Raw genomic sequence first — 17,962 nt, 5'->3', positions numbered from 1 at the left:
GCGGTCACCGCCGGGCGGACGCCTGGACCAGGGCCGTGAAGAGCGCCTGCTGGGCGCGGTCGGTGGCGGCGGTGTCCTCGGGATGCCACTGGACGCCCAGGAACCACGCCCGCGCTTCCGCGAGCTCGGCGGCCTCGACGGTGCCGTCGGCGGCGCGGGCGGTGGGGGCCAGGGCCGGGGCGAGGGCCGCGACCGACTGGTGGTGGTAGCAGGACACGACGGTCTCCTCGGCGTCGAGGGTCTTGGCGAGCAGGGTGCCGGGCCTGACCGACACGGGGTGGACCCGGTGCCGGTGGTCGGGCTCCATGTGCTGGTGGAGGGTGCCGCCGAGCACCGCGTTCACCACCTGGAGGCCGCGGCAGACGGCGAGGGTCGGCAGGCCCGCGTCCAGGGCGTGGGCGGCCAGGGCGAGGTCGAAGGCGTCCTGCTCGTCGTCCACGTCGTAGAGGGCCTCGTGCGCGGGCGCGGCCCCGTAGCGGCGGGGGTGCAGGTCGCCGCCGCCGGGCAGCAGCACGCCGTCGCAGCGCTCCAGCCGGGACGGGTCGAACGGCGAGGCCGGGTGCATGAGGAACGGTTCGCCGCCCGCCCGGTGCACCGCCTCGACCAGGGCCCGGGACGCGACCTCGGCCCGGTGCCGCAGGGCCGAGGCGCTCGCGGAGAACCGGGCGGGAAGCGCGATGAGGGGCCTCACAGCTCGATCCACGTCGTCTTGAGGTCGGTGTACTTGTCCATGGCGTGCAGGGACTTGTCGCGGCCGTGGCCCGAGAGCTTGACGCCGCCGAACGGGACGCTCATGTCGCCCTCCTCGTAGCAGTTCACCCAGACCGTCCCGGCGCGCAGGGCGCGGGAGACGCGGTGCGCCGTCGAGAGGTCGGAGGTCCAGACGGCGGCGGCGAGGCCGTAGTCGGTGTCGTTGGCCAGGCCGACCGCCTCGTCGACGTCGTCGAACTCCAGGACGGCCAGGACGGGCCCGAAGACCTCCTCGCGCGCGATCCGCATCCCCGGGTCGACCCGGTCGAACACGGTGGGGGCCATGAACCGGCCGTCGGCGCGCCCGCCGGCGCGCACGCGGGCGCCGTCCGCGCGGGCCGCTTCCACGTGCGACACGACGCGGGCGTGGTGGGCGGGCGAGACCAGCGGGCCCATCTCGGTGGCGGGGTCGAGCGGGTCGCCCATCCGGAGCGATTCGGCGCGGGCGACGACCCGGTCCAGGACGCGGGAGGCGACCGAGCGGTGGACGAGCAGCCGGGACGGGGCCGTGCACATCTCGCCGGCGTTGAAGAAGATCCCCCAGGCGGCCGTGTCGGCGGCGGCGTCCAGGTCCGGGGCGTCCGGAAGGATGATGTTGGGCGACTTGCCGCCGAGTTCGAGCCAGACGCGCTTGAGGTTGGAGGCGGCGGCGTAGCGCAGGAAGTGCCGCCCCACCTCGGTGGAGCCGGTGAACGCCAGGACGTCGACGGACGGGTGCTCGCCGAGGGCGCGGCCCGCGGTCTCGCCGGGGCCGTTGACGACGTTGAACGCCCCGGGCGGCAGGCCCGCCTCGGCGGCGAGCGCGGCCAGGTGCAGCGCCGACAGCGGCGACTCCTCGGCGGGCTTCAGCACGACCGTGCAGCCCGCGGCCAGCGCCGGGGCGATCTTCCAGGCGGCCATCGTTAGCGGGAAGTTCCACGGGACGACGGCCGCGACGACGCCGGCGGGTTCGCGGCTCACCAGGGCCAGGGACGAGGAGGGGGTGCGGGGGGCCTCGTCCAGCCGCTTGTCGGCGATCTCGGCGTACCAGCGCAGGCAGCCGGCGACGGCGCGCAGCTCGATCCCGTACGCCTCGGAGATCGGCTTGCCCATCTCCAGGCTGACCAGCAGGGCGAGCGTCGCGCGGTCGCGTTCGACGAGGCCGGCCCAGCGCAGGAGGGCGGCCTTGCGCTCGGCGGGCGCGAGGCGGGGCCAGGGGCCGGTGTCGAAGGCGCGGCGCGCGGCGGCGACGGCCGCGTCCACCTCCGCCGAACCGCCCGACGCGACGTGCGCGATCGTCGCGCCGTCGCGGGGCGCCACGACGGGGACCGAGCCGGAGCCGGTGGACTTCCCGTCGATGTGGTGGCCGGTGTGCGGGGCGAGCCCGGCGGCGCGGGCGCGCCATTCCTCGTAGGGGACGTCGGGCACGGACCCTCCCTCAATTCGTTTGGTCCCGAACAATAGCCGGGACGGCTTGACCGCCGCCATCCCCGCTTCCTAGATTATTTGGGGCCAAACAAACTGGAGGTGCGCAGCGATGGCAACAGTCGCGGGCGTCGCCGTCGAGACCGGGCACTGGATCGGCGGTGAGCGCGCCGCCTCCGCCGCGGTGTTCACCGACGTCTCCCCGATCGACGAGCGGCCGATCGCCGAGATCGCGCGGGGCGGTCCGGCGGAGGTGGACGCGGCGGTCGCCGCCGCGCGCCGGGCGTTCCCCGCCTGGGCCCGGACGGGCAGGGACGAGCGGGCGCGGCTGCTGCACGCCGTCGCCGACGGCGTGGAGAAGCGCGCCGAGGAGCTCGCCCGGGTCGAGACGGCCGACAACGGGGCGCTCGTCCGCTCCCACCGGCGCGGCGTCATGCCCCGCGTCGCGCACAACTTCCGGTTCTTCGCCGACCGGCTGCTCGGCCTCGGCCACGACGACTTCGACACCCGCGGGCACACCAACCACGTCAGCTGGAACCCGGCGGGCGTCTGCGCGCTCATCACCCCGTGGAACGCGCCGCTGATGCTCGCCACCTGGAAGATCGCGCCCGCCCTGGCCGCCGGGAACACCGTCGTGCTGAAGCCCGCCGAGTGGACGCCGCTCACCGCGTCCCTGCTGGCCGACGTCGCCGCCGAGGCGGGGCTGCCGGACGGGGTGCTCAACGTCGTCCAGGGCTACGGCGCGGAGGTCGGCGGGCCGCTCACCGCGCACCCCGACGTGCGGCGGATCAGCTTCACCGGCTCGGTGCCCACGGCCCGCACGATCGCGGCCGCGGCCGCGGCGAACCTGACGCCGCTGTCGCTGGAGCTGGGCGGCAAGTCGCCGCTGCTCGTCTTCGCCGACGCCGACCTCGACCTGGCCGCCGACCTCGCCGTCGAGCAGTACGACAACGCGGGCCAGGTGTGCCTCGCGGGCACCCGGCTGCTCGTCGAGTCGTCCGTCGCGGACGAGTTCACCGCGCGGTTCGTCGAGAAGGCGTCCAGGCTCCGGCAGGGCGACCCCCGCGACGAGTCCACCGACGTCGGCCCGCAGATCCACCGCCGCCACCTCGAACGGGTGGACGGATTCGTCCGGCGCGCCAAGGACGCCGGGGCCCGCGCCCTCCTCGGCGGGGGCCCGAACGACGACCTGGGCGGCCTCTACTACCGGCCCACGCTGTTCACCGGCGCCCCCGAGGGAGCGGAGATCCTCACCGAGGAGGTCTTCGGGCCCGTCCTCACCCTCCAGACCTTCGACTCCGAGGACCAGGCCGTCGCCATGGCGAACGGCACCCGGTTCGGCCTCGCCGCCACCCTCGCCACGGGTGACCCGGAGCGCGCGCGGCGCGTCACCGGGCGGCTCGTGGCCGGGACGGTGTGGGTCAACTGCTTCTTCGTCCGCGACCTGCGGGCCCCGTTCGGCGGGTCCCGGCAGTCGGGGGTCGGGCGCGAGGGCGGCGACTGGAGCTTCGACTTCTACTGCGACCTGAAGAACACGGTGACGGCGCCATGGGCGAGGTAGTCGGCGCGGGGCTCCTCGCGCACGTCCCCACGATCGTGCTGCCCGAGGCCACGCGCCGCGAGCTGAACGGCGGCGAGGACACCACGCTCGTCTCCGGCCTGCGCAGGCTCCGCGCGGACGTCTTCGAGCGGGACGACTACGACACGGTCGTCGTCCTCGACTCGCACTGGGCCACCACCGTCGAGTTCGTCACCACGGCGCAGGACCGCCGCGCCGGGCTCTACACGTCCGAGGAACTGCCGCGCGGCATGTGCCGCATGCCCTACGACATCCCCGGCGACCCCGAGCTGGCCCGCGCGGTGGCGCGCTACGCCGGCAGGCACGGGACGTACATCACCCCGATCGACGACCCCCACCTGCCGATCTACTACGCGACCGTCAACCTGTGGACGCACCTCGGCGTCCGCGACGACCCCTACCTGGGCGTGCCGGGGAAGCGGTGGATCTCGATCGGCGTGTGCCAGACCGCCGACACCGAGGACTTCCTGCGCCTCGGCCGCGCCCTCGGCGACGCCGTCGCCGCGACCGGCCGGCGCGTCCTGCTGATCGCCTCCGGCGCGCTGTCGCACACCTTCTGGCCGCTGCGCGTGATCCGCGACCACGAGGCGTCCGGCCCCGAGCACATCTTCACGCCGCAGGCGCGGGCCGCCGACGAGCAGCGCATCGCCTGGCTCGGGAACGGCGACCACGCCCGCGTCCTCGACACCATGCCGGAGTTCCTGGCCTTCAGGCCCGAGGCCCGCTTCGGCCACTACCTCATGATGATCGGCGCCCTCGGCGAGCACGCCTGCACCGCCCCCGGGCGCCTCTACAGCGACTACGAGAACTCCGTCGGAACGGGCCAGGTGCACATCTGGTTCGACCGCCCCGCGAACGGATGGACGGCCTGATGACCGAGTATCGGAGAATCCTGCTGGAGGGCGCCGCGACCCAGGTCGTCCGGGACGGTGACGACCTCCTCGCCGCGGACGGCCGCCGGGTGCGCGCGGCCGACGCCGTCCACCTGCCGCCGTGCGAGCCGTCCAAGGTGGTCGCGGTGCACCTCAACCACCGCAGCCGGGTGGAGGAGTTCCGGACGGAACTGCCGCCCGCGCCGACCTACTTCCACAAGCCGGTCTCGGCGCTGAACGCGCACGGCGGCGCCGTCGTCCGCCCGGAGCGGTGCCGGTACCTGAACTACGAGGGCGAGATCGCGATCGTCATCGGCCGGACGGCCCGCAACGTCTCCCCCCAGGAGGCCGGCGCCCACATCGCCGGCTACACGGTCGCGAACGACTACGGCCTGCACGACTTCCGCGACACCGACGCGGGCTCGATGCTGCGCGTGAAGGGCTCCGACACTCTGTGCCCCCTGGGACCGGGCCTGGTCACCGACTGGGACTTCCGCGGCAAGTACCTGCGCACGTACGTGAACGGCGAGCTCGTGCAGGACGGCAGCACCGACGAGATGGAGTGGGACATGCACTACCTCGTCGCCGACATCGCCCGCACCATCACGCTGTATCCGGGGGACGTGCTGCTGTCCGGCACGCCGGCGAACTCGCGTCCCGTCCGGCCCGGCGACGTCGTCGAGGTCGAGGCCGAGGGGCTCGGACGGCTCCGCAACCACGTCGTCGGCGGGCCCGTCCCCGTGCGGGACGACTGCGGCGCGCAGCCCACCGAGTCCGAGGAGGTCGTCTCCACCGCGTTCGGCGGAGACTGGGAGTTCCGGGGCGTCCGACCGCCGCGCGGGTGAGCGGGAGGGCGTCAGGCGCGCGAGCGGCGGCCCGAGCGCCGGGGCGGCGGCGGCGACTGCTCGCGCAGCGCGGCCCGCCGCTCCTCGCCCTCCTCTTCCAGGTGCTCGACCACCGACCGGAGCGTCCCGGCGAGGGCGCGGTTCTCCTCGCCGCTCAGCCCCTCCACCACGAACGCCTCCTCGGCGTTGAACGCGGGGAACATCTCCCGCATCAGCTCCTGCCCCTTGCCGGTCAGCCGCAGCAGGACCAGCCGCCCGTCCGTCGCGTGCGAGCCGCGCTCGATCAGGCCGCGCCCCTCCAGCGTCTTAACAACCCCGGTGAGCGTGCCCTTGGAGATCCCGGCCTCCTCGGCGACGTGCCGCGTCTCCATCTCGTCCCAGATCCACACCACCCACAGGACGACGAACGACGTCCACGTCAGGTCGGCGCCGCGCAGGACCGAGCTCTCGAAGTGCTGCCGGATCGCGGCGGCGGCGCGGTAGATGTTGGACACCGCCATCATCGCGTCGTGCCGCAGCGGGACGTCCCCGAGCCGCCGCTGGATGGCCTGCTCGGTCTCTTGCAGGGTGTGGTGCCCGGTCACGTGCGTCCTCCCGTAGGGTCCGGCGCCGGCCCGCTCGCGCGCCTCCGGCGGACCGAAGGCGAATCTACTCCCGTCGGCGGTCGTTCGACTCCGTACGATCCCCGTGACCCCGTTCCGGGATTCCCCCGTGCGGGGGAGGGGCGTGGCGCCCGCGGGTGATCAACGCGGCCGGGGCGGGCGCGAGGGTGGGGCCATGACCCTTGCGAGCACGCCATCGGTTCCGTTCGCGCGGCTGCGCGCGGGCTGGGAAGCCGCGCACGCGCCGGTCGCGGGCGTCCCGCGCTGGGCGCGGATCGCGGCCCTGGCCGTGCCGTTCACCGTCCTGCCGTCGGGACTGTGGCGGATCGCCGCCTTCGCCCTCCACCTGCCGATCCTCAGCGGCGACAGCCTGGACTCGGGGACCGCGAAAGGCGACCTTCCCGGCTGGGTGCCGCTGGAGGCGTACGTGGTGCTGCTGTCGATCCTGTCGGAGGCGGTGGCGTTCACCGCCGTCGGGATGGTCGCCGGCTGGGGAGAGGTGTTCCCGCGGTGGGTGCCGGGCCTCCGGGGACGGCGCGTGCCGGTCACGGCCGCCGTGGTCCCGGGTCTCGTGGGCGCCGCGATCCTGACCCCGATGTGGACGGCCTCCGTCGTGAACTGCCTGGTGTTCCAGGAGACCATCCAGGGGCGCCCGTTGCCCGAGGGCTTCCCCATCCACTTCCACGACTGGCAGGGCGTGCTCGGCGTCGTCGCCTACGCGCCGCTGGTGGCGTGGGGGCCGCTGCTCGCCGCCGTCACGCTCGCCTACTGGCGGCGCCGGACACGCGCGTCCTGACGGTCAGGCCAGGCGGCGGCCGCCGTCCCACACCACGCCCACCTGGCGGTAGTAGGCGGCGATGGGCTCCTCGACCGTCAGGCGTGACAGCTCCTCGGTGGGGGAGTCGAACAGGCGCAGGTCGGCCTCGCCCTTCCACGCCTGGCCCGCCTCGAAGGAGGAGGCGCCCGACTCGATCAGCTCGTCCAGGGACGGGGCGCCGCCCGGCTCGATGGACGGCAGGAAGCGGTGGTGGGCCATCGGGTGCCCGTTGACGAAGCCGTTCGTCTCGGACGGTCCGTGCAGCGTGACCACCGCTTCGGCCAGGCGGCGGTCGGCGGCGGCGAGGGTGGCGCCGAACCGCTCGCCCGCGGCGATGCGGGGCGCGGCCCGGCCGTAGGGGTGCGGGCGGGTCTGGTGGATCGAGCCGAGCTTCTTCGGGTAGCCCTGGTGCAGGCCCCGCGCGATGGCGAAGTCCTTGTCGACCCAGATGTGGACGCAGCGCGAGTAGGTGCGTCCCTCGAACGAGCAGCGGACGACGGCGAAGCACTCCTTGTACTGCGCCCGGACGGGGTCCAGCAGCTCCTCGCCGGACTCCGCGCAGGACTGCCAGTCGGCCCAGATGAGCGCGACGGCGCCCGGGTCGTCCGGGGCGGGGGACAGCGGCGCGGGCAGCAGCTCGGCCACGCGGGCCGGGTCGGTGCGGTACTCGACCGTGAGCAGGTCGCCCGAGTAGTGCCACGGCGGGCTCGGGACGAGCGACGAGCGCCCCGTCGCGGTCTTGGGGTGCAGGAAGCCTCGCACGGTCGCCACCACGTACCTCCATTCGTTTGGGTCCATACGATATGCCGGCGGCGTCCGGTTCCGCCACCCTGCCCCGTGGTCTGGGTCCTCTCGCCGCGACCCTTGCCAGGGACCGCCGCCCGCCATATGGTTTGGTCCCAAATGATCTGAGGGGAGTGCCCGTGAGCCGACCGGTCGAGGACGTGGTGAAGCGGCTGGCCGCCGACGGGATCGACGTGGTCCGGGTGTCCTACACCGACCTGATCGGCGTCGAGCGCGCCCGGGACGTGCTCGTCGAGCGGCTGCCCCAGGCGGTCGAGCACGGCCTGTCGTTCTGCCGGGCGGTCTTCCACACGACCCCGGGCGGCGACACCGTCGAGGTGCCGGGCGGGCTGGACGCCGGGCTCCCCGACATCTGCGTGCGGCCCGACCTGTCGACGCTCGCCCCCGTCCCCTGGGAAGACGGCGTCGCGTCCTGCATCGGCGACGCGTGCGAGCCCGGAAGCCGCGAGCCGTGCCCCGAGGGGCCCCGGGAGGTGCTGCGGCGGGCGATCGGGAAGCTGCGGGAACTCGGGCTGGAGGCCGTCGCCGGACCCGAGCTGGAGTACTACCTCTGCGAGCCCGACCCGTCCTCGCCCACCGGCTGGCGCCGGTACGGGGACGCGCCCGGCAACGTCTACACCGCCGGCCGTAAGGGCGACCCGGACGGGCACCTGCTGCGCACGCTCCGGCACCTGCGCGACCTCGGCCTCGGCGTCACGATGGGCAACCACGAGTTCGGCGGCGGTCAGTTCGAGATCAACCTCGCGCACTCCGGCGCGCTCGACGCCGCCGACCGCGCGTTCCGGTTCAAGGCGGCCGTCCAGGAGATCGCCCGGCTGGACGGCCGGCTCGCCACCTTCATGGCCAAGCCGTTCAACGACGACGGCGGCTCGGGCTTCCACGTCCACCTCTCCTGCCTGGAGGCGGACGGGCGCAACGTCTTCGAGGGCGGGGGGCCGGACGGGCTGTCCGAGACCGCCCACCACGCGATCGCCGGGGTGCTGGAGCACGCCCCGGCCCTGGCCGCGCTGCTGAACCCCACGATCAACTCCTACAAGCGGTTCGGCCCGGACAGCCTCGCCCCCTGGCTGATCGACTGGGGCCTGGACAACCGCAGCGCCATGCTCCGGATCCCGCCCGAGCGCGGCGCCGCGGCCCGGCTGGAGGTGCGCCTCGGGGACGCCTCCGCCAATCCCTACCTGGGCGTCGCCGGCCTGATCGCGGCCGTCTACCTGGGGATCCGCGACAAGGCGTCCGCGCCGCCGCCGCTGGAGGGCTACGGCTACGACGCCGCGAAGGCGCCCGTCCTGCCCGCCGACCTGCCCGCGGCGCTCGACGCGCTCGCCGCCGACGAGGCGCTCACCGAGGTGCTCGGCCGGGAGTTCGCGACCGCGTTCCTGACCTACAAGCGGGACGAGGTCGCGCGATTCCGGCGGCACGTCACCGACTGGGAGTTCCGCGAGTACGCCTACCACCTCTGACCGGGCCGGTACGACCAGGTGGTCACACGCGCTCGCGCCCGGGGCTGTGCCGCCCGGCTACTGGAGAGTACGGTGTCCGGGACCCGAGGGCTGGAGGCTGGTGTGGCGTCGTTGACCGAGAAGGTGCCGCCGGGGGTGACCGGGGCCGTGCTCCGCGCCGTGTTCGCGCTGCCGGGGCCGGTGAAGCGGCTCGTCGCCGGGGCGCCGGTCCGGCGGGACGGGCAGGAGCTGGCGCTGGACGCGCAGCTGCTGCTCGCGATGATGCGGCTGGAGGGCGAGCGGAGGCTTGCCGGGGGCACGGTCGAGGACGCGCGGCGCGGGATCGCCCGAGGGCAGGCGTACCTGCCTAAGGTGCCGGCGCGCCCCGTCCGGACGCGGGACGTGGACGCGGGCGGCGTGCCGGCGCGGCTCTACACGCCGAAGGGTCTCGCGGAGGGGTCGCCGCTGCTCGTCTTCTACCACGGCGGCGGCTGGGTCATCGGGAGCCTCGACACCCACGACACGGTGTGCCGGTATCTCGCCGTGCACGCGGAGGTGCGGGTGCTGTCGGTGGACTACCGTCTCGCGCCCGAGCACCCGTACCCGGCGGCGGCCGACGACGCCCTGGCCGCCTACGAGTACGCGGCGTCCCACGCCGGCGACCTCGGCGCCGACCCGGGAGCCGTCGCGGTCGGGGGCGACAGCGCGGGCGGCAACCTCGCGGCGGTGGTGGGGCTGACGGCGCGGCGGACGCCGGACTTCGCGCTGCTGTACTACCCGGCGGTGGACATGACCGTCCTGCGGCGGTCCCGGGACCTGTTCGCCGAGGGGTTCTACCTGACCGACGCGGACATGACGTGGTTCAGCGACCACTACTGCCCGGAGGCGCGGCGCGCCGAGCCGGCCGCCTCGCCGCTGGTCGCCGAGGACCTCTCCGGCTTCCCGCCGACCTACCTCGTCACCGCCGGGTTCGACCCGCTGCGGGACGAGGGGGAGGAGTTCGCCGAGCGGCTGCGCGAGGCGGGCGTGCCCGTCGCCCTGCGGCGGCAGGAGGACCTCATCCACGGGTTCGCGAACATGTGGTCGCTCGGCGGGCGGTTCCGGGAGGCGGCGTCCGAGGCGGCCGGGGCCCTGCGCACCGGGCTGTACGCGGGGCCCCGCGCGCCCGGCTCCGCGCGGGGCCCCGCGGCCGCGGCTAGAGGGGCAGGCCTGTGAGGATCATGACCTTCTCCTCGGTGTAGTCGGCGATCGCCGACCGCAACCCCTCGCGGCCGACGCCCGAGTCCTTCACGCCGCCGTAGGGCATCTGGTCGGCGCGGTAGGACGGGACGTCGCCGATCACGACGCCGCCCACGTCCAGCTCGCGGTGGGCGCGGAACGCCACGTCCAGGCTCCGGGTGAACACGCCCGCCTGGAGGCCGAACGTGGAGTCGTTGACGAGGGCGAACGCCTCGTCGGCGCCGTCCACCGGCTGGACGAACATGACCGGGCCGAAGACCTCCTCGCGGGCGATCTTGGAGTCGGGCGGGACGTCGGCGAGGACGGTCGGCGCGTACGCCGCGCCCTCGCGGGTGCCGCCGGTGAGCACGCGCGCGCCCGCCGCGACGGCCTCGTCCACCCACGCCTCGACGCGCTCGGCGGCCGCCTGGTCGACGAGCGGGCCGACCTGGGTCTTGTCGTCCCACGGGTCGCCGGTGACGAGGGAGGAGACCGTGTCGACCAGCTTCGGCAGGAACTCGTCGAGGACGGACCGGTCGACGTAGACGCGCTGGACGGCGATGCAGCTCTGCCCCGCCTGGTAGTTGGCGAACAGGCCGATGCGCTGGGCGGCCCAGTCGAGGTCGGCGTCGGGCAGGACGACCGCGGCGCCGTTGCCGCCGAGTTCGAGGGTGACGTGCTTGCGCGGCGCCCGGTCGTTGATCGCCCAGCCGACCGGCACGGAGCCGGTGAACGACACGATCGGCAGCCGCGGGTCGTCGACCAGGGCGGAGGCCCGGTCGTTCGGCACCGGCAGGACCGAGAACATCCCGGCGGGCAGGTCGGTCTCGGCCAGCAGCTCGCCGAGCAGCAGCGCCGACAGCGGCGTGGCGGGGGCGGGCTTGAGGACGATCGGCGCGCCCGCCGCGATCGCCGGGGCGATCTTGTGGGCGGCGAGGTTCAGCGGGAAGTTGAACGGCGAGATGCCGAGCACCGGGCCCTTCGGCACGCGGGTGATGTAGGCCATCCGGCCCTCGGCGGCCGGGTCGGTGTCGAGCCGCTGCGTCGTGGCGGCGATGCGGCGGGCCTCCTCGGCGGCGAACCGGAACGTGGAGACGGCGCGCGTCACCTCGCCGCGCGCCCACAGCAGCGGCTTGCCGTTCTCGCCCGTGATCAGCCGGGCGACCTCCTCGGCGCGCTCGGCGAGCCGCGCGGACACGTGCGCGAGGGCCTCGGCCCGCACGTGCAGCGGCAGCGCCGCCGCCTCCCGGCGGACGGCGTCGGCGGCGGCGACGGCCTCCTCCACCTGCGCGGGCGTCGGCACCGCCGCCGTCCCGACCACGCGGCCGTCGTAGGGATGCGTAACGGTCAGCTCACCGTCACCGGTCTCAGGCCGGCCGGCCAGCCAGAATGGGGTCACGTTCATGCGTTTCACGGTATCCGCGGCGCGCCCGATTGGGAGTCGCCGCGATGTCCAATCCGCTCCTCGCCGTTGGACGTGATGGCGAGCGCGATCCACAGTTCGGCGCGGACGGCCGGATCGTCGGGGTCGCGCCCGAGGAGTTCGGCCGCCTTGCGCATCCGCGACCGCAGCGTGTGCCGGTGGACGCCGAGCGCCCGCGCCGCCGCCTCCCCGTGCCCGTTGGCCGCGACGTAGGCCCGCACGGTCCCGACCAGGCCTTCCGCGCGGAGGGGGGCGAGGAGCGCGTCGGCGAAGGCGTGCGCGGGGCCGGGGTCCATCAGGCCGAGCACGCCCTGCCCGGGGAGCCGGGAGTAGTGCAGGACGTCCCGGTCCGAGCGCCCGGCCGCCGCGAGGGCCTCCTCGGCCTGCCGCAGCGCGGCGCGCAGGTCCCCGGAGGCGGGGTCGCTGACGCCGATCGGACCGCTGCCCGCCAGGATGCGCTCGACCGTCCCGAGCTCCCCGTCCGGCACGATCACGGCGATGTGCCCGCCGAGCGGCAGCGCCGGGCACCGCGCCCCGGCCGCGTCGGACTCCAGCGCGTCCAGGACGGCGGCGCCGCCCGCGCAGGCCAGTACCCGGACGGGCCCGCGCGGGATCGCCGGGCCCTCGCCGGGGCGGCCGAGCAGCAGCGCCGCCAGCGATGCCCGCAGGTCGCGCCCGGTGCGCGGCGTCTCCGACTGGAGCGTCAGCAGGGCCACGGCGGCGCCCACGATCGTGTGCGCGGTGGGCGGGAGCGGCGCGTCGGCGCCCACCGCGAGGAACCCCCGCGACCGCTCGCCCAGCCCGATGCGCTGCACGACGATGTGGTCGTCGGGGACGGCCAGCGCGATGCTCGCGGCCGGGCCGCCCCCGTCGGGGCGGCGCCGCAGCCGGGCCAGCTCGGGCGCGAGGTCGCCGGCGCGGTCGCGGGCGCGGGCGGGCTCGGCGTGCCGCACGTCGCCGGACGCGTCCAGCAGCAGCGCCCACCCGCCGAGCAGCCGGGCCAGCCGGGCGACCAGCGCGCCGGGGCCGGTGAGCGCGGCGCGGGTCAGCTCGCGCTGGGCCTGGAACGCGCGGGTCACGTCCTCGTACCACTCGGCGGCGAGGACCCGGGAGACCGCCTTGCCGATCGCGATGAACGGGGTCGGGCGCGGTACCTCCAGCAGCACGAGGCCCTGGTCGCGGGCCGCGGCGAGCAGCCCGGCGGGGACGGTCTCGTGGATGACGCCGACGGCGAAGCCGAGCCCGGCGACGCCCCGCGCGACCAGCCGGGAGACGTAGCCCTCGGCGTTCGCGGCGGTGAGCCGCATGCCGGTGGTCAGCACCAGCTCGCCGCCCTCCAGGAACGGGGTCGGGTCCTCCAGTTCGCTGACGGCGACCCACACGACCGGGGTCGCGGGGAGCGGTCCGGTCAGCGACCGCAGCCCGAGCTGGGGAAGGGCGGCCACGGCGGCCAGCGTGGGCGGCATGTCAATCCCTGTGCAAAGTGTCTACCTCGCCGGACGGATTTCGCCGTCCCGTACGGTTCATCGTAGGCGGCGCCCGGCTTATGTTCAGGCCATGACCAGCCAGGACCCCTTCCCCGGCGCGAGCGGCCCACGCCTGCCGCAGGAGCGCCGCGTCGTGACCGAGATCCCCGGGCCGCGCTCCCGCGCGCTGCACGAGCGGCGCCTCGCGGCGGTGCCGCCCGGCGTCGGCAGCGTCCTGCCGGTGTACGTGACGGACGCCGACGGCGGCGTGATCGTCGACGCCGACGGCAACTCGCTGATCGACTTCGGCTCCGGGATCGCGGTCACGAACGTCGGCAACGCCAACCCACGGGTCGCGGCGCGGGTGAAGGCGCAGGCCGACCGGTTCACCCACACCTGCTTCATGGTCGCGCCGTACGAGTCCTACGTCGCGGTGTGCGAGAACCTCAACCGGATCACGCCCGGCGACCACGAGAAGCGCTCCCTGCTGGTCAACAGCGGCGCCGAGGCGGTGGAGAACGCCGTCAAGATCGCCCGGTACGCGACGGGGCGGCAGGCGGTCGTGGCGTTCGACCACGGCTACCACGGCCGGACGCTGCTGACGATGACGCTGACCGCGAAGAACATGCCCTACAAGCAGGGGTTCGGCCCGTACGCGCCCGAGGTGTACCGGATGCCGCTCGCCTACCCGTACCGGTGGCCGACCGGCCCCGACAACTGCGGGCCGGAGGCGGCGGCGCAGGCGATCGACCAGATCACCAAGCAGATCGGCGCGACGAACGTCGCGGCGCTGCTGATCGAGCCGATCCAGGGCGAGGGCGGGTTCATCGAGCCGGCGCCCGGGTTCCTCCCGGCGCTCGCCGAGTTCTGCCGCGCCAACGGGATCCTGTTCGTCGCCGACGAGGTGCAGACGGGCTTCGCGCGGACCGGCGACCTGTTCGCCTGCGAGCACGAGGGGATCGTCCCCGACCTGGTCGCGACGGCGAAGGGCATCGCGGGCGGGCTGCCCCTGGCGGCCGTCACCGGGCGCGCCGACATCATGGACAAGGTGCACGGCGGCGGGCTCGGCGGAACCTACGGCGGCAACCCGCTCGCCTGCGAGGCGGCGCTCGCCGTGCTGGAGGAGATCGAGGACGGCAAGCTCACCGAGCGGGCCCGCCGGATCGGGGAGGTCATGCTGCCCCGGCTGCGCGCCCTCGCCGGGCGGCATCCGGCGATCGGGGACGTGCGCGGGCGCGGCGCGATGATCGCCATCGAGCTGGTGCGGGAGGGGACGAAGGAGCCCGACCCCGAGCTGACCGCGCGGATCGCGCGCGCCTGCCATGAGAACGGCCTGCTCGTGCTGACGACCGGGACGTACGGGAACGTGCTGCGCTTCCTGCCGCCGCTCGTCATCCCGGAGGAACTGCTGGTCGAGGGGCTGGACGTCCTGGAGGCGGCCTTCGAGGGCTGACCGGCGCCGGCGCCGACCGCCGGTCTCCGCCCGGAGGCCGGCGGTTCCGGCATGCCCGGACGCCTGGGGAGCGCTTCATCCCGCTGTCCGCCCGGTCTTGACCGTCCATCGTTCGGCCCCGTACGTTCACCGGGAACGTTTGGGGCCAAAGGAAGGGGCGGAGATGACGGCGACGCCGGACCTGGTGCTGCTGGACGGCGAGGTCCTCACCGCCGACGCGCGGTTCCGCGTGGCGCGGGCCTTGGCGATCACCGGCGGGACGATCAGCGCGGTCGGCGGGACCGAGGAGATCCGGGCGCTGGCGGGCCCGCGCACGCAGGTCGTCGACCTGCGGGGGCGGACCGCGCTCCCCGGCGTCAACGACTCGCACCTGCACGCCTGCGCGTTCGGCTCCACCCGCCCGCCCCTGGCCCTGGACGCGGGGTTCCCCGCCGTCCGGTCGATCGCCGACGTCCAGGCGGCGGTCAAGGACGCGGCGTCCCGGATCCCCGAGGGCGAGTGGATCCGCGGCAACGGCTGGGACACCGGCTACCTCGCCGAGTGCGCCGACGGCGCCCGGACGCCCGACCGGGCCGACCTCGACGCGGTCGCCCCGGCCCACCCCGTCTTCCTCCAGGACTTCAGCGGCCACCTCGCCTGGGTCAACTCGCGGGCGCTGGAGCTGGCGGGCGTCGACGCGTCCACCCCCGTCCCCGAGGGCGGGGTCGTCCACACCGACGGCGCGGGCAACCCGACCGGCCTGCTCGCCGAGGGCGCGCAGGACCTGGTCCAGCGGCACCTGCCCCCCTTCACCCGGGACGACGTCGAGCGCGCCATCCGGACGGCCGTCGCCGTCCTGCACCGCGAGGGCATCACCAGCTTCACCGAGCCGGGCCTCGGACCCGGCGGCGCGAGCCTGTTCGCGGGCGCGTCCGCCCAGCTCACCCTGGACGTCTACGGCGAGCTGGCCCGCGCCGGCGACCTGGCCGCCCGGGTCGGCGTCCTGCTGCTGCTCACCGGCATGGGCGGCTCGGCCGCCGAGATCGCCGAGGGCCTGGCGAGCGCGCGGGTCCCCCGGGACGTGGACCCGCGCATCCTGCGCGTCCTCGGCGTCAAGGTCTTCGCCGACGGCACCCCGCCCAACAGGACGGCCTGGATGCACCAGGAGTACGCGGGCGGCGGCGGCTTCGGGTGCCTGTGCGTGCACGGCGCCGCCGACGCGCTGAAGACCCGGGAGCTGACCGAGATGGTCCGGCTCGCGCACGTCGCGGGACACCAGCTCGGCGTGCACGTCACCGGCGACCGGGCGCTCGACGCCGTGGTGGACGCCTTCGAGGCCGCGCAGGTCGAGCACCCCCGCGACGACCCGCGGCACTACGTCATCCACGCCGACCTGCCCGGCGCGCAGAGCCTGCGCAAGCTCGCCGCCCACGGCTTCGGCGCGAACATGAACCCGGCCATCCAGTGGACGATCGCCGACCAGGTGGAGGAGCTGCTCGGCCCCGAACGGGCCGCCTACCAGTACCCGGTCCGGTCGGCGGTCGAGGCGGGCATCCCCGTCACCGCGAGCTCCGACGCCCCCGTCACCTACCCGAACTGGCGGCAGGGGATCGCGGCGATGATGCTGCGCGAGTCCAGGGCCAGCGGCCGCACGTTCGGGCCCGCGGAGCGCGTCGGTCTGCCGGACGCCGTGCGCGCCTACACCTCCAACGCCGCGTGGCAGGACTTCGCCGAGGACTGGAAGGGCAGCCTCGAACCCGGCAAGGCCGCCGACGTCACCGTCCTGGACGGCACCCTGACCGCCCTCGACCCGCACGACCTCCCGGACACGCCGGTCGCGATGACCGTCTTCGACGGCCGCGTCGTCCACGCCGCCGAGGGCGTCTGAGACGCGGACCGCGCGCCGGCGACCGGGGTCCGCGTCACGCCGCGCCGAGGTTCTCCGGGTACAGCTCGGCGAGGATGTCGTAGGAGCGCAGCCGGTCGGCGTGGTCGAAGACCTGCGTGGTCACCATGACCTCGTCGACGCCGGTCCGGCCGACGAGGTCGTCCAGCTGCTTGCGGACGGCGTCCGGGCCGCCCACGACCTGGTCGGCCAGCCGCGCGTCGATCATCTGCCGTTCCAGCGGCGTGTACGGGTAGGACGCGGCCTCCTCCGGCGTCGGCAGCAGCCCGGGACGGCCCTGCCGCAGCCTCAGGAACGACAGCGCCTGCGGCCCGGCCAGCTCGCGCGCCCGCTCGTCGGTGTCGGACGCCGTCACCGACACCCCGATCATCGAGTACGGCGCGTCCAGCGCGCCGGGACGGAACGACTGCCGGTACAGGGTCAGGGCGGGCACGGTGTTCTCGGCGCTGAAGTGGTGCGCGAACGCGAACGGCAGGCCGAGCAGGCCGGCGAGCCGCGCGCTGTACCCGCTGGATCCGAGCAGCCACACCGGCGGCTCGTTCCCTGCGGCGGGGGTCACCTTGCTGTCCGCGGCGAAGTAGTTCCGCAGCTCGACGACCTGCTCGGGGAAGTCGTCGACCGACAGCGCCTCGGCGGACCGGCGCAGCGCCCGCGCGGTCGCCTGGTCGGTGCCGGGCGCCCGGCCGAGGCCGAGGTCGATGCGCCCCGGGTACAGCGCCTCCAGCGTCCCGAACTGCTCGGCGACGACCATCGGCGCGTGGTTGGGCAGCATGACCCCGCCCGACCCCACCCGCATCCGGGAGGTCGCCGCCGCGACCTGCCCGATCAGCACGGCGGTCGCCGAGCTGGCGATGCCGGGCATCGCGTGGTGCTCGGCCAGCCAGTACCGGTGGAAGCCGAGCCGCTCGGCGTGCCGGGCCAGGTCGAGCGTGTTGCGCAGGGCCTGCCCGGACGTGGAGCCGGTCACGACGGGGGCGAGATCGAGGACGGAGAGGCGCACGGTCATACCCTGTGCCAACCCGTCCCGGGCCGGTCCTCTTCCCGCTAGCCCTTCAGCGCGGCGACGGCGACGACCGCGACGACCGCGACCACGACGGGGGCCGTGATGCTGAGCCACGACCAGTTGACCAGCGTGCGGGCCCGCGCGGGGTCCTCCCCGAACCGGGTCTCGGCCCGGGTGTACAGCAGGGCGCCGACCACGACCAGGGGCAGGAACGCGAACGTGGTGAGGAGTCCGAGGACGAAGGCGGCGACCTGCCCGAACCGGGTGTAGGTGCCGTCGGGGCCGATTCCGAACGCGAGGCGGGGAGCGGACGCCGAGGCGGGGACGGCGCCGGACACGGCTTCGGTCATGAGCGCACCGATCTCTAGGAATGTGACCTGGATCATACGCTCGGTGACCTCG

The 17,962-nt window shown here is 74.8% G+C and carries 16 protein-coding genes; 8 read left to right on the top strand and 8 right to left on the bottom strand.

Going from position 1 to position 17,962, the window contains the following annotated elements; translation table 11 throughout:
• Positions 1 to 4: 4 nt before the first annotated feature.
• Positions 5 to 691 carry a gamma-glutamyl-gamma-aminobutyrate hydrolase family protein gene (locus tag AB0C87_RS12605; protein WP_353830940.1) on the bottom strand — a complete coding sequence of 229 codons (687 nt, stop codon included), beginning with the start codon at positions 689 to 691 and terminating at the stop codon, positions 5 to 7.
• A complete protein-coding gene (locus tag AB0C87_RS12600) occupies positions 688 to 2,157 on the bottom strand; it encodes an aldehyde dehydrogenase family protein (RefSeq protein ID WP_360577460.1) in 1,470 nt (489 codons plus the stop codon). Before AB0C87_RS12600 ends, AB0C87_RS12605 begins: the two co-directional genes overlap by 4 nt.
• Before the next feature lie 109 nt (positions 2,158 to 2,266).
• Here AB0C87_RS12600 and AB0C87_RS12595 point away from each other — a divergent pair, with 109 nt between their 5' ends.
• The 3 genes from AB0C87_RS12595 to AB0C87_RS12585 are packed head-to-tail and all read left to right on the top strand — an operon-like array spanning position 2,267 to position 5,450.
• A complete protein-coding gene (locus tag AB0C87_RS12595) occupies positions 2,267 to 3,715 on the top strand; it encodes an aldehyde dehydrogenase family protein (protein ID WP_353830938.1) in 1,449 nt (482 codons plus the stop codon).
• On the top strand, positions 3,703 to 4,605 hold the full coding sequence (locus AB0C87_RS12590; protein WP_353830937.1) for a catechol 1,2-dioxygenase: 903 nt from the start codon (positions 3,703 to 3,705) through the stop codon (positions 4,603 to 4,605). Before AB0C87_RS12595 ends, AB0C87_RS12590 begins: the two co-directional genes overlap by 13 nt.
• On the top strand, positions 4,605 to 5,450 hold the full coding sequence (locus tag AB0C87_RS12585; RefSeq protein WP_360577458.1) for a fumarylacetoacetate hydrolase family protein: 846 nt from the start codon (positions 4,605 to 4,607) through the stop codon (positions 5,448 to 5,450). Before AB0C87_RS12590 ends, AB0C87_RS12585 begins: the two co-directional genes overlap by 1 nt.
• Positions 5,451 to 5,461: 11 nt before the next feature.
• Here AB0C87_RS12585 and AB0C87_RS12580 read toward each other — a convergent pair whose 3' ends face one another.
• Entirely contained in the window at positions 5,462 to 6,034 is a 573-nt protein-coding gene (locus tag AB0C87_RS12580) for a MarR family winged helix-turn-helix transcriptional regulator (protein WP_345175712.1), read from the bottom strand.
• Positions 6,035 to 6,227: 193 nt separating this feature from the next.
• Between AB0C87_RS12580 and AB0C87_RS12575 the strand changes: the two genes are divergently transcribed.
• Complete coding sequence (locus AB0C87_RS12575; RefSeq protein WP_360577456.1) at positions 6,228 to 6,848, top strand: hypothetical protein; 621 nt, start codon at positions 6,228 to 6,230, stop codon at positions 6,846 to 6,848.
• 3 nt (positions 6,849 to 6,851) lie between these two features.
• Here AB0C87_RS12575 and AB0C87_RS12570 read toward each other — a convergent pair whose 3' ends face one another.
• Positions 6,852 to 7,640 (bottom strand): acetoacetate decarboxylase family protein, encoded by a 789-nt coding sequence (locus tag AB0C87_RS12570; protein ID WP_345175708.1) that lies wholly within the window; start codon positions 7,638 to 7,640, stop codon positions 6,852 to 6,854.
• 152 nt (positions 7,641 to 7,792) lie between these two features.
• Between AB0C87_RS12570 and AB0C87_RS12565 the strand changes: the two genes are divergently transcribed.
• The gene (locus AB0C87_RS12565) at positions 7,793 to 9,133 is read left to right on the top strand and encodes a glutamine synthetase family protein (protein WP_353830933.1); all 1,341 of its coding nucleotides are present in this window, start codon (positions 7,793 to 7,795) and stop codon (positions 9,131 to 9,133) included.
• A gap of 102 nt (positions 9,134 to 9,235) precedes the next feature.
• Entirely contained in the window at positions 9,236 to 10,327 is a 1,092-nt protein-coding gene (locus AB0C87_RS12560) for an alpha/beta hydrolase (protein ID WP_360577453.1), read from the top strand.
• Here the strand turns inward: AB0C87_RS12560 and AB0C87_RS12555 are convergent.
• Complete coding sequence (locus AB0C87_RS12555) at positions 10,308 to 11,735, bottom strand: aldehyde dehydrogenase family protein (protein ID WP_345175704.1); 1,428 nt, start codon at positions 11,733 to 11,735, stop codon at positions 10,308 to 10,310. The genes AB0C87_RS12560 and AB0C87_RS12555 overlap by 20 nt on opposite strands.
• A 5-nt stretch (positions 11,736 to 11,740) precedes the next feature.
• Positions 11,741 to 13,219 carry a PucR family transcriptional regulator gene (locus tag AB0C87_RS12550; RefSeq protein WP_360577451.1) on the bottom strand — a complete coding sequence of 493 codons (1,479 nt, stop codon included), beginning with the start codon at positions 13,217 to 13,219 and terminating at the stop codon, positions 11,741 to 11,743.
• Positions 13,220 to 13,310: 91 nt separating this feature from the next.
• Here AB0C87_RS12550 and gabT point away from each other — a divergent pair, with 91 nt between their 5' ends.
• Positions 13,311 to 14,672 carry a 4-aminobutyrate--2-oxoglutarate transaminase gene (gabT, locus tag AB0C87_RS12545; protein ID WP_353830930.1) on the top strand — a complete coding sequence of 454 codons (1,362 nt, stop codon included), beginning with the start codon at positions 13,311 to 13,313 and terminating at the stop codon, positions 14,670 to 14,672.
• A 163-nt stretch (positions 14,673 to 14,835) separates the two neighbouring features.
• Positions 14,836 to 16,539, top strand: a complete 1,704-nt coding sequence (locus tag AB0C87_RS12540; protein WP_360577449.1) for an amidohydrolase — start codon at positions 14,836 to 14,838, stop codon at positions 16,537 to 16,539.
• A gap of 34 nt (positions 16,540 to 16,573) precedes the next feature.
• Here the strand turns inward: AB0C87_RS12540 and AB0C87_RS12535 are convergent, their stop codons facing one another.
• A complete protein-coding gene (locus tag AB0C87_RS12535; RefSeq protein WP_360577447.1) occupies positions 16,574 to 17,563 on the bottom strand; it encodes an LLM class flavin-dependent oxidoreductase in 990 nt (329 codons plus the stop codon).
• 38 nt (positions 17,564 to 17,601) lie between these two features.
• A complete protein-coding gene (locus AB0C87_RS12530; RefSeq protein WP_345175695.1) occupies positions 17,602 to 17,910 on the bottom strand; it encodes a hypothetical protein in 309 nt (102 codons plus the stop codon).
• Positions 17,911 to 17,962 lie beyond the last annotated feature (52 nt).

The sequence above is a fragment of the Actinomadura sp. NPDC048021 genome (assembly GCF_040653135.1).
Classification (GTDB): Bacteria; Actinomycetota; Actinomycetes; order Streptosporangiales; family Streptosporangiaceae; genus Spirillospora; species Spirillospora verrucosospora.
The sequence above is the reverse complement of the archived record's forward strand: the minus strand, read 5'-3'. Positions and strand labels throughout refer to the sequence as shown.